12 protein-coding genes are annotated in these 12,051 nt (G+C 57.6%); all 12 read right to left on the reverse strand.

Annotated features, from left to right (window positions below):
• On the reverse strand, positions 1-889 hold an 889-nt coding region (locus tag BST81_RS08545), incomplete at its 3' end, for a glycosyltransferase (RefSeq protein ID WP_075598132.1).
• 52 nt (positions 890-941) lie between these two features.
• Entirely contained in the window at positions 942-1,697 is a 756-nt protein-coding gene (locus BST81_RS08550; protein ID WP_075598133.1) for a class I SAM-dependent methyltransferase, read from the reverse strand.
• Positions 1,698-1,703: 6 nt separating this feature from the next.
• The gene (locus tag BST81_RS08555; RefSeq protein ID WP_075598134.1) at positions 1,704-2,852 is read right to left on the reverse strand and encodes a glycosyltransferase; all 1,149 of its coding nucleotides are present in this window, start codon (positions 2,850-2,852) and stop codon (positions 1,704-1,706) included.
• Positions 2,849-4,087 carry a glycosyltransferase family 4 protein gene (locus tag BST81_RS08560; RefSeq protein ID WP_075598135.1) on the reverse strand — a complete coding sequence of 413 codons (1,239 nt, stop codon included), beginning with the start codon at positions 4,085-4,087 and terminating at the stop codon, positions 2,849-2,851. Before BST81_RS08560 ends, BST81_RS08555 begins: the two co-directional genes overlap by 4 nt.
• Entirely contained in the window at positions 4,050-5,456 is a 1,407-nt protein-coding gene (locus tag BST81_RS08565; RefSeq protein WP_075598136.1) for a hypothetical protein, read from the reverse strand. Before BST81_RS08565 ends, BST81_RS08560 begins: the two co-directional genes overlap by 38 nt.
• Positions 5,453-6,538, reverse strand: a complete 1,086-nt coding sequence (locus BST81_RS08570; protein ID WP_253188169.1) for a glycosyltransferase family 4 protein — start codon at positions 6,536-6,538, stop codon at positions 5,453-5,455. Before BST81_RS08570 ends, BST81_RS08565 begins: the two co-directional genes overlap by 4 nt.
• Before the next feature lie 2 nt (positions 6,539-6,540).
• Entirely contained in the window at positions 6,541-7,212 is a 672-nt protein-coding gene (locus BST81_RS08575) for a class I SAM-dependent methyltransferase (RefSeq protein ID WP_075598137.1), read from the reverse strand.
• Entirely contained in the window at positions 7,206-8,315 is a 1,110-nt protein-coding gene (locus BST81_RS08580; RefSeq protein ID WP_075598138.1) for a hypothetical protein, read from the reverse strand. Before BST81_RS08580 ends, BST81_RS08575 begins: the two co-directional genes overlap by 7 nt.
• Before the next feature lie 4 nt (positions 8,316-8,319).
• Positions 8,320-9,477 (reverse strand): glycosyltransferase family 4 protein, encoded by a 1,158-nt coding sequence (locus tag BST81_RS08585; RefSeq protein ID WP_075598139.1) that lies wholly within the window; start codon positions 9,475-9,477, stop codon positions 8,320-8,322.
• Complete coding sequence (locus BST81_RS08590; RefSeq protein ID WP_083636739.1) at positions 9,474-10,085, reverse strand: class I SAM-dependent methyltransferase; 612 nt, start codon at positions 10,083-10,085, stop codon at positions 9,474-9,476. Before BST81_RS08590 ends, BST81_RS08585 begins: the two co-directional genes overlap by 4 nt.
• On the reverse strand, positions 10,082-10,897 hold the full coding sequence (locus BST81_RS08595) for an FkbM family methyltransferase (RefSeq protein ID WP_075598141.1): 816 nt from the start codon (positions 10,895-10,897) through the stop codon (positions 10,082-10,084). The genes BST81_RS08590 and BST81_RS08595 overlap by 4 nt, the downstream gene beginning before the upstream one ends.
• Positions 10,890-12,044: a glycosyltransferase family 4 protein gene (locus tag BST81_RS08600; protein WP_075598142.1), complete on the reverse strand. Its 1,155-nt coding sequence runs from the start codon at positions 12,042-12,044 to the stop codon at positions 10,890-10,892. Before BST81_RS08600 ends, BST81_RS08595 begins: the two co-directional genes overlap by 8 nt.
• Positions 12,045-12,051 lie beyond the last annotated feature (7 nt).

A 12,051-nucleotide genomic window follows, 5' to 3' on the forward strand; every position in this document is an offset into this window, starting at 1 on the left:
CCTGCAGGAGAAGTTGTTTGTCGAGGCCAGCGACGAAACCAGTCAGGGTGGCGCGATCGGTGAGGCCGAGGCTGGTCATCAGTTGTTCCAGGTAGGCGGTGTATTCAGGCTCACCTGAGCCCGCCAGGATGAGGTGAAAGGAGTGATGCTGGGCAGCTAGTTGACCGAGAACCTGGATCAACAGGTCAGGCCGTTTCTTGTAATGGAGACGGGAGAGGTAGAGGACGATCGGGGTGTCTGGGGCAATCCCATAGCGATATCGCACCTTTGACCCTGCCTCGGGCCAGGATGGAATCCGATCGACCCCCAGGGGCAGGGTGATCAGGGGAGCCTGAACCCCAAAAGACTGGACATCCTGGGCTTCTCCAGCGGAGGTGCAGTGGACTCCTGCTGCTCCATTCAGGTTGGATCGTTCCAGGAGGGTGGCATAGACCTGCTTCTTGAGACGACTCTGGGCTAGAGCCCAGGGACTGAGCTGGCCCATGGCTCGCACTGTGTAGGGAACCTGTTGTAGACGGGCGATCGCCCCAGCACAGGTCGAGGGGTAGGAAAACAGGTAGTGGGTATCCAGCACATCGTAGTCCCGGATGTGCTTCCAGAGCCAGTGGGTGAGTCTGCCGGAGAAGACAAACCCCCGGTCCTTACCCAGCGCCATCCCTCCGAGCGCAGGAAGAAACTGAGGGAAAAACCGGACTGGCACCCCTTCGTATTCCACTGGCTCTTCGAGGGGGACCTCTAGGGGAGCCGAGCCATCTGGGCCATTGTCATTGGTGGTGGCAATTTCGGCGTCCACCCCCTGGGCTCGCAGGGAACGCACCAGGTTCAGAACGACTTCGCTGGGGCCACCCCGCCGGGGGGATACAGAGAGTGTGACATGCAAGATTTTCATAAAGGGGCTTTCTGGAGTGGGAAGGTTAGGGAGCCTGGTGCCCTGGTTCCGGTTAAATGGACATGGCCATCGCTGCTGGCGGGCGGCAGAGCCAGACTACGGTGCTGTTGAACAGGTTGCCTGCGATCGGAAAAGGGGTAAAAATTTGCTGCTCTACCTGCAAGGTCTGCCGCAGAAGCCTTTCTACCTTGCGGTAATCAAACCCCTTATGGCCTTTGTAAGTGGCGTCAGAGGAATGGGAAGAGGGAAAACGATCGGTGTCCCAGAGCATCCCCGCTGCAAACAATTCATCAGGAGTATAGGATTCGTAGCCATAGTCTCCTTTCCAGTTCGCCAGAAACCGGCCCATTTGCTTAACCAGCAAGGAAGGACCAATTTCGATCGGAACAGAAATGACTAAGCGGGCCTGGGGCTGGGCATAGTGGAGCAAGTCAGCCAGGATGGCTGGCACACTGTGGACATGTTCCAGGGTTTCCGTACAGAGGAGCAAGTCGCAACTGTGGGGGGCAATGCGACTGGGTAAATCATCAGGATGACAGACCTGCAAATCCGTCTGGTTGGCGAACTGGGCATTGCAGGTAGCTACCATCTGGGGGTCCACATCGACCCCAATCCCAGTTCGAATCAGGTTCTGTTCCAGGGCAATCCGTAAGAGCCAGGCATCGCCACAGCCATAATCCAGGGCCAGGGTATAGGGAATCGCAGTTGGATGACCCTGAATCAGGTCCAGGACTGTTTTATATCGGGAACGGTGGGCCGTTCGGGTGAGGGAATTCCCTTTTTCCAGAAGTCGTTCAGAGTAGCCCATAGGTCGCTACAAAATGGTTTGCAATAGTTTAGCCAAAGTCTGCTGAAAGTGTTCAAATCCGAATAGTTCAATCACGCGCTGTCGCAGAGCTACTGGTTGGTACATCAGCGGATGGGGATAGGTTTTCTCCAGGACCTGGATCAGGATCTGGGCCAGGGTGGCCACATCATTGGGATCAACAAGCACTCCCAGTTCCCCCCCCGCCAGGGCATCGATCGCCCCATCCTGATTGCCCCCGATCGTGGGCTTACCACAGGCTAGGGCCTCCAGGTAAACAATTCCGAATCCTTCGCCCTGACTGGGCATAGCAAAGACATCACAGAGGTTGTAATGGTCAGCCAGCTCCTGGTCGGGAACGAATCCCGTCAGAGTAACACAGTCCTGCAAATCGAGGGCAGTAATCATCTGCTCAATTCGGGGCCGATCGTTCCCCTTGCCCGCCAGAATATAGCGCACCGTGGGAATCTGGGCTCGAATGCGAGGCAGGGCCTGCAGAATCTGGTCGTAGCCCTTATACCGTTCGCTGGCATCGAGTCGGGCCACAGTGAGAATAATGGGTTGGGTGGCGGTCAGACCATAGCGCTGGAGCAGGGTTGGGGGACGGGGACCCGGTTGAAATCGATCGGCATCAAAGGTATTGGGCAGGAGCAGAACCCGGTCTGGATCAAGGTGTTGTTCCTGCAACAACCGATCACGGGTGTAATTGCTGACGGCCAGAATTCGATCGGCATGACGCAAGGCGACCCGGAGTCCAGGCCGCCGAATATTCCAGGCTTCTACGCCATGGGCGACAGCCCAGTAGGGTGTACCGATCATCCGGTTGAGCCAGTAGGCCACGACGGAAAAATTCAGGTGGGTAGTAATGACCAGATGGGGCCGACCCAGCAGCCCCCAGCCCCAGAGTTGCAGGCCATAGACCAGGGTCCTGAAGGGGAGGGGCCAGCGTCCAGCAAAGTGAAACCGGGTGCCAGGGAGTACGGGAATCTGAAGTGTGGCGCGGGTGTCGTGTTTTAGGAATACGTCATAGTCCCAAGCGGGGCTGATCTGCTGTAATGCCTGTAGCAGAAAGGCGGAGTAGACCTGAATCCCGCCCTTGAACTCAAAGATGTCAGGAAACCAGAGGTGAAACCGGGAGGGAGTCTGATCGGGTTTCATGGTCGATCGCCCAGTAATTGTTGAATTCGGGTGCCCATCCGCTGCCGATAAAGATCCCAGGTGAGGATTTCTGCCCGTCGGCGGGCGGCCTGGCCCATCTCAGCCAGTTCCACCGGGTGGTGATAACACCAGGCCAGACGCTCCTCCAGGGCTGCGGGGTCGCGAATCGGGATGATAAATCCTTCCCGCCCATCGGTGATCAGGTCGGTTCCTCCGGCATGGGGAGTGGTGATGAGGGGAATGCCACAGGCCATGGCCTCCAGCAGCACCAGGGGCATACCCTCCACCAGCGAGGGCAATACCAGGACGCTAGCGCTGCTGTAGTACTGGTTGAGGGAAGCGTGGGGAACGGAGGGAACATAGCGGAACAGCCCCTCATAGGGGCTCAACCATGGTTCTGGAAACTCATTCAGCCCCACCAGTAATAATTCGGCATCTGGTAAATGTAGACTTTTCCAGCTCTGCAACAGGTAATGGACGCCTTTGCGGGGGCCAACCCGCCCGACGAACAGAACCCGAAATCGATCGTCCGGTTTTGGTTGGGGCTGGAAGTACTCGATCGGAGCCCCAAAGGGCACGATCGTCACCCGTTCTGCGGCAATACCTGATTCCAGTAGGGATTGCTGTACAAAAGTAGACGGGACAAAAATGTGATCCGCCAGTTGAATTTCCTGGTGTTTGCGGGCAATTTTCCAGGGCGGCTCCTGGGCAGCTTCCAGAGCGACTGCCAGATCTGGGAAGTGCTCTGCTTCAGCAGCTTGAATTTTCTGGCTGAGGGGATAGAAGGCGATCGCCAGGTCGTAAAAGCACCGAATTCCCTGGGCCTTTGCTGCTGTAAAGGTCGTGGCAGCCCCATCTTCATAGGCATAGATGGCATCCAGATCCGTCAGGTGGTGGTGGGCCACCTCTTGGTCTAAGCCCAGACTGACCCAGTCCACGGGACCAGCAGCTCCCAGACCCAGTCGGGAACTCAGGCCAGTCCGCACCAGCAAGAGCCGGATCAGCTCCCGTCCCTGGTAGGTCTGCAGAGACACCCCCGCTGGAGGCACCCAGGTGCGCCGCTCCAGTTCTCGCAGCAGGCTCTGGGGCAGCCACTTCAGGGAGCGGCGGCCAGTGGGATTATAGGCGATCGTCGTCACAATCTCCTGCAACAGACCGGCTGCTGCCAGAGCGATCGCCGTATTGCGGGCAAAGGGATTAGGGTGAATGATAGCCAGGGAGATACGGGGAGCCATGGATTTGCAACACCTGTTCTTGGCGGAGTTGTTCGACCCGGTCCAGATGGGGGAGCAGAAAGATGAACCCGCTGAGGAACCAGTAATAGGGGGCAAAGGTATGGTGGAAGACCAGGAAGCCAACTCCCTGGACCATTTGGATCAGGAAGGCCGTCAAGGCGAGCTGGCGCAGGAAGGGTTGGCGCACGCTCCAAAAGACGCTAAACAGACAGATCGCAATACCCAGCCGTAATCCGTACCAGAGAAAAAAGCCGATCGGACCCAGTTCCAGGGCCACGCGCCCCAGTTCTCCTTCGTGGAAGACGGGAATCAGCTCGCCGGGGGGTAATCCCAGCAAGCGTCGCAGGGGTAAGCTGCCCTGGTGGGTGGCCCCGGCTCCATAGCCGTCCAGATCCTTCAGTTGCATAAACCGGATCGGTTCTAACAGGGTTGCTGACACCCGTTCTGACACATCCTTGTTGGTGGTCACCCGTCTGCGGAAGCGATCGATGGCAGAACTAAAGCCCAGTAAAACACTGATGCCTGTTACCGTGAGTGGGATAGCAAACTGGCGGATCAATCGCAGGTTGCTTCTGGGTTGGGTAAATGTCCGAATCAGGATAAAGCTGGCAAAAAACAGACATTCCCCAAAGACCAAGCTGCGGGACCCAGTCATGAAGGAGTTGACCGCAACCAGAATCAGCTCGATGACGGTGATGCTGCGCCAAAACAGGGACTGGTTGACTGTCAGCATGGGGAACAGCAGCCCGAAGCAGACGATCAGATAGCCCGTGTAGCTGTTGATGTAGGAGAAAGTGCCCGTGACCCGGACGGTGGCCAGACCCCCTGCCCCAAAGGTTGCCGTATCTACGGCTCGACCGGGAGCATAAACATTCAGAAAGCTGGAGGGAGGGCTGAAGAACTGGGCAATCCCCAGCGTACAGGTCAGTAAGATGAGCAGCAGGTGATTTCGCAGGAATTTGTAGAGGTCCTCTTGGGTGGGAAACAGGGTGGGCAACATCCACATCAGAGGAATGTAAAACAGGTATGCCTTTAACCCCAGAATGCCAATCAGCAGTGATCCCAGTGCCGGGTTAAACGCCTGAAAGGTACACCAACCCGTGACCAGGAAAATAGGAATAAAAATCAACTGCTGGGGAATTCGCACCCGCTGCTGGACGGGCATAAAGAAGAAGAAATTCAGGTAGGCCCCCAGCAGGACGAAATCCTTCAAGAAATAGATCAGCTCGCTGGCTTGAGGTAGGAACCATTTGCGGAGCGCTCCTTCGAGGACCACGATCGCGAACATGGCTTTGACAGACATGCGCCAGTTCATCGAAGCGAAGTAAATGACAACGCACCCAAAAAATAGGGCCAGTAGAACTTTCAAGGATTTTCGCTCTCCACAACGTGCGATTCAATCACCTGCAAGTAGGCACTTGCGACGGCTGCTCGCCTGTGACGGGCCAGATGGAGGGGAGCCTGCGCTTTACAGGCAACCCAAACATCCGGGTTGGTCAATAGAGTAGCAAGAGTTTGGGTGAATGCACCAAGGTCTTCGTTAGGAAATGTAAAGCCCGCTGGACCGATCGCATCGGTTAGCCCACCCCCGGCTGAACCCACCACGACACAACCACAGGCCATCCCCTCCAGGGCCACGATACCAAAGGGTTCTTCCCAGCGGGAAGGCACCACCAAAATCCGGTGGGCATTGAGCAATTGCACCAAGTCTTCCCCGACTTGCGTGCCAACGAAAGTGACCTGATCTGAGAGTCCCAATTGGATAGTCTGTTGCCGCAACCGGCTCTCCTCTGGGCCACTGCCAATAATCGTCAATTGCGGGTGTAGGTCCTGATTACGCAGGGCAGCCAGGGCATCTAGGAGCAGGTCCACCCCTTTGTCCGAAACCAAGCGGCCCAGAAAGACCAACTCCCGATCGCGACGCACCGCTGGCAATTCCCGGAACAGGTCATCCCGATAGGGATTGCCCACCACGGTCGAAGGACTGGGCAGATGGTCAGCGATCGCCTGACTGGCACTGATATTGGCGGCAAACCGGGTGAGCTGATACTTGAGGGCATCCTGCCAGGCCACCCGGCCATCCAGGCGGCTATACCAGGACTGGTGCATGATCACCAGAGGCTTGCGGCTGAGGAACCAGGGCCAGATTCCTTTCAGGCTGACATTAGCCATGAAATAAACCTGGGTCTGTCGCACCAGAGCCAGTAACTCCCCCTGGGAGGGACAGCGCACCACCCTAAACGGGAAGGGGGTGTGGCCGGGATCGGGGGTCCGGGTCACGATGGTCACAGCATGTCCCCGCGCTACAAACTCATGGGCCAGGATGGAGACCACCGTCTCTGTCCCCCCCACACTGGGATAGAACAGAGGGGCATGGATTAGAATCCGCAGCGATCGCCGGGGGCCAGATTTGACCGTGATCGGACGGCTGGGGGAGGGAGCGGGGGACATCGTTACCGATCTGTTTTGCGAATGAACACACACAGGGTATCTCCCGGTTGTCCGATCGGCAAGACCAGACTCAGCAGCGCCTCTGCCAGAGCAGTGGTGGGGCGGGAGACCCGGGAGCCCCGCTGGGGAAAGCTCCACTGCTGGACGATTTCCAGACCATAGCGGGGCAGCACCCGCTGTAAGGCGCTCAGGAGTACCGGGTAGATATGGGTCGGGTCTCCCTTGGCGTCAAAGGATTTCAACTGGCCCGTGATTAAAAAGCGCAGGCGACAACCGATGGAATGGATGTTGGGCGTGGTCAGCAGGAAATAGCCATCCGGAGCCAGGTGACGGGCAACCAGGGCAAACAGACGACCAGGATTCTCCAGATGCTCGACCACTTCGATCGCCGTGATCAGGCCAAACTGGCGATCGGCCAGGGCCGGATCGTCCACATCCAGGTTGGCCCGGATGCAGGTGGCCTGGGGCAGGTGGAACTGGGTCGCATCCTGATCGATCCCACACAGGTGGGTGAAACCAGCTTCGGCCAGTCGGTTTAACCAGGCTCCAGTGCCACAGCCAATGTCAAGGATAGGGGTCTGGGCTTCCAGGGGAGGCAGTGATCGGAAGACATCAGCATGGAGGCCAGAAATCGTGCGCTCAAGCAGGGGCGGATTTGAGATGGGGGCTAACATAGGCCGTGACGGTTGTCCAGCAACGTGACCAATACCTTAGCATGCTCCTCCAGACGATGGGCCTGATACCAGTGATGGGCGCGATCGGCGATCGCTTGTCCCATCTCCAAGGTGAGGTCCCCCAGGGGCCGATCGGCAAGCCAGTACTGTTGACCCGACACCAGATCATCCCGAATTTCCGGGCTGTAGTAGAGGCCGATCGGGATCAGGCGATGGGCACAGTAGGCGGCAAAGATGGTGGATTTACCCAGGTATTCCGTGTGGTAGTCGAAAAAACCGGCGATCGCCTGTTGCATCACGGGACTGATGGCCTCTATGGGTAGGCAACCGGTTTCGACGATCGGAATTGGCAACAGACCGGCCAGGTTCAAATCGACGGAACTGCCAATATCCCAAACCTCCCTAATCCCCAACTGGTGACAGAGGGCTGCCAGGGCTGCTGTCCCGCGCTCGTAGACCCGACGACGGCTGATCCGGGAGCCAAACACCACCAGTCGCCGAGGCCGATCGATCAGGGGGGCTAGGTCGGTCGGTTCCCCGACGGTAGAAAAGACGGGCAGGGCCGGAATCTGCTGTTGATGCCCCTGGGTCAGAGTTTCCACCATCTGAGCATAGTGCTGCCGATTGGTCATGGCCCGATCGCTGAGGAACCCCAGCCGAATCGCCAGTTGCCGTTGCAGGGGCGACAGCCAGAAGGAACTGGTCCAGGGTGGCCCCACATCATAGGCGTAGACCTCATGAAACATCGTCACCAACTGGGCGTTTGGAGTCATCCGTTTCCACTGTTCCAGGCCATTGACCAGCCAGAAGGGGCAGCCCCGACGGGCATAGCCGTAACTGACATAGTGGAGGATGACGGGACCAGGGCCAGCGCCCTCCAGGGCCTGGAGCAGAGCTGGGACCGATCGTTCCGCCAGGGGCCAGGTCTGGAACTCTGCTTCGGTGGGGGGCCAGGTGGGATCGCCGACGATGAAATGGGTATCTCGGCCCCAGTTCTGCCGCAGGCAGCGGGCCACCGCAGTGGAATAGTCGCCAATGCCGTCCAGCACGGGGGGGAGCCGGGGCACAATCTGAAGGATGGGTGGATGGGGAGACTGCACCATGGACCTATCCTTTGCTTCGGGATGGAACGGTGTGACTGGACCTGAAGGCGGCCAGCCAGTCCTGATACGTGGCCTCCAGGGACTGCACAGCTCTTTCCCAGTGGAGGCTCTGAACGCGCTGGTATCCAGCAGCAGCAATCCGGTGGCGCAGGCCCTCATCCAGCAACAGCCGCCGTACCGCCCCGTACAGTTGGGGGGAGAAGGGTCGATCAAGAATCAGGGCTTCCACATCCGGCTGTAAATCTGCCGCGAAGCCGGTGCGGGCAGCCACCAGAGCACAACCGCAGGCCATGGCCTCCGCCATCACCAGGCCAAAGCTCTCATAGAGGGAGGGCACCACCAGAATGGTCAGGGATTGGTAGTGCTGCTGTAGCGCTGCTCGATCGGCCACAAATGGGATCACCTGAATCCGATCGCAGAGGGCTGCCGGGAAATGATCGCTGGCCTGAAAACCCTCGCCAACACCAATGAGCCGGAGGGAACAGGTGGGAAATTCGGCCAGAATCTGGGCTAGATCGGTCTGGATCACCTGGATGCCTTTGCGATCGATCCAGGAACCGCAGTAACCGATCGTCAGGGGACGCGCCTCTACCACTGGCAGCCCCAGGTAGGTCTCAGGCAGGGGATTCTCGATCGCCAGCACCCGATCAGGAGTCTGGTAGCCCTGCTCCAGAGCATAGCGACGCTCCGCCTGGCTGACGGTGACAATCCCATCGACACCAGTGAAAGCCAGCCGAAACAGGGGGGTTTGATTCAGGCGATACCATTTGCCATAGGGATGTTCCCCATAGCCCTGGCGGGCATAGTCGATCAAACGGTTCAGGGCATAGGGTTCCAGGCCATTGGAATGGCTGACCAGCAGGAAGGACCGACCCGGCAGGGACCGGACCAGGGAGGTGAGTAACCAGGCTTCCCCCCCATACAACTCCAGCACATCGTAAGCGTGACGGCGCAACTGCTGCAGCACGAAAGGCACCATGCCGATCGCCTGCCGGTAGCTCTTGGCCCGTCCCCCCCATTGCGGCCAGATTTCGTAGGTCTCTGGCCCAAAGGCGTCCACGGTATGGCCCAGGTCCCGCAGGCCCTGGCAGAAGTGGGTAATCACATATCCCGACCCCTGGGTTTCAACCAGAGGACAGTTGCTAACGGTCAGGATTCTCATGTCGCGCCGATGACGGTAATGCTGTCTACCCGGTCCAAAATTCGCCAGGGACCATGGAGTCCTTGCAAAATTTCCTCACAGAGGCGCACCGGACCAGATTCCAAGTGGAGGTCCGATCGGGCAGTACAGACACAACTATCGTGAAAGGCCATCACCCCCTGGGGAGTGAGCATGGGAGTCCAGGTGTGAAAGTCTTGCAGGACCGATTCGTAATCGTGTTGGGCATCCACAAAGATCAGGTCGGCCTGCCCCTGGAGCGGGAGTGCCTTGGCTGCGGCGACCGAAGTCAGGCGAACAAACTCAAGCTGCTGCCCCCAATCTCGGACCATTTGTTTCGCAATGTATTCCGGAAAGGAAAAGCCCAGTAGCTTTTCCAGTTTCAGATCTAAAAAATAGGGATCGATCAGGTAGAGTCTGCCGGTTTTGGCCATGACCTGGCAAAAGATCCGGCTGGCCACGCCTTCATAAACTCCAACTTCTACAATGCAGCTTTTGCCTTGAGCCAAAGTGGCCAGATAAGTCAATTCCCTTTCCGTATCATGGGTCTTTGCCTTTCGCAGGCCCAGGAGGTATTTCGCAAATTCCAGGGTATAGCTCATAACAGTCATCGATGCTCGGCAAAGTAATTTACGACACTAAAGATCTCGTACATTTCCTGATATTGCTCAATCAGGAACAACCCATTTTTCATCACGCGATAAATCCGATAGCGATCGTTGAGTAACCTATAGAAATCCCGGAAAAAGGTTCGGGAGTCAATGTTGCAGTGACCAAATTCGAACTGAATAAAGCGAATTCTGTTCTGTTCTATTAGATTTTTCGCGCCTTGTAAAACATTTAATTCATGACCTTCTACATCAATTTTGAGGAAGTGAATAAAATCAATTTTCTGAGTGGTACAGAAATCATCCAGAGTCTGCAGGATGATTTTCTCCTCTTGCAGGGTGCCCAGGCCCCAATGCTGGGCCAGGCTACTGGGATAGAGGGATGCGATCGTCGATCCAGCTTTGGGTTCAGAAAATAAAGTCAGCTCTGCCGGACAATCGCTGAAACCGAAGGGGTACAATTCCACCCGATCGGCCTCTTCTTGCAAGGAATGGATGAGCAAAGCGTAGCTGGCCGGAGAGGGTTCAAAGGCGAGGATGCGGATGGGCTGATCCCCAAACACCTGCAGCAGCGAGCGGGCATAGTCGCCAGTGTTGGCTCCCACATCAAACAGAACGATCGGCCCCTGGCTTGCTCCCTGCAATTTTTCCCGCAACACCTGCAGGGCAACGAGTTCGCCACTACTCTGAATATCACCGCCAGCTCCATAATTCATGGCCAAGACCAGGGATTTGTACAATCGTTCAAACAGGGGCTGGTAGCGTAGGTTGCCCTTGAGGTGGTCAGCCAGCAGCCGGTAGGGATGCTTAACCATGGATCTGGCGCTCCTGTCGGATTTGGGCAAAAAGGTCAGCCAATCGTCGGAAATTGTGGATGGCGTTGAATTTCTCCTGAGCAATCGCTCGTCCAGCTAGGCCCATAGTGTGGCGCAACTCCGGCTGGTCAATTAATTGCCGCAGTACCTGGGTTAGGGTCTGCCGATCTCCAGGGGCGATCGTGAAGCCATTCCGACCGGACTGCACCAGCTCCGGCACGGCCATTACCGTAGTCCCCACACAGGGCAGACCTGCTGCGGTGGCTTCGATGAAGACCATGCCATACACTTCCTCGTAGGTCGGCATGACAAAAATATCCGCCTGTTGATAAAGCTGCAGCAATTCTGGGGAGAGGGGGCCGATGCCCTGATGGTGTCGCAGATCGGGTCGATCGGGCAGGGGGATCGGGCTATTGGAGACAATGTCCAGTTCACTCCTCTCGGCCAGATGCGCCAGCCAGACGGCCAGCACATCCTCCCCACCCTTGCGGACAAAGTCGTTGCCAACAAAGAGCAGCCGGGGTTTGGGGCCGATCGGGGCCGTCCGGAGGGGCCAGTTGAACCGCTCCAGGGGCAGGCTCCAGTGAATTGTGCTCACCCGATCGGGGGCGAGGCCATAATCCCGCAAAACCGACTGGCGAGCACGATCGGAACAGGCCACCACATGGGCCGCAACCTGAAAGCAGCGCCGCTCCAGACCCACGATCGGGCGATAGGTCACCCCTGCTGGGGCGGGATGTTCCGTAGCCAGCAGAGCGGTCGTGTAATCCAGGGAGACAACGGTGGGAATCCGACTCATGATCGATTCGGCCAGCAGGGCGATCGACTGGGTATGGATGTGCAACACATCTGGGGAATAAACGGCGAGGGCTCGGTCCAGGCAACGGCGGGCATAGAGGGATAGGGCCAGTTGGTTGCGCAGACGGTAAAAATCCGCGTCCGATCGTTCCAGTAAGGGAACACGGGGGGTCATTAACCGATAGAGAATCCGTCCCGCCAGATCTTGCTTGAAGTGGTTGGGCAGATGGAGAGCCACCAGTTCCACTTCGGGAATCTGCTCCCGAAAAGTCTGCTCCAGAATGTTCTGGTGGGTGATGTGCCCCATGGTATAGGTGCTGAGGCTGAGGACCTTTAAGCGATCGGGCATAGATCGG

It is taken from the genome of Leptolyngbya sp. 'hensonii' (assembly GCF_001939115.1).
Lineage (GTDB): Bacteria > Cyanobacteriota > Cyanobacteriia.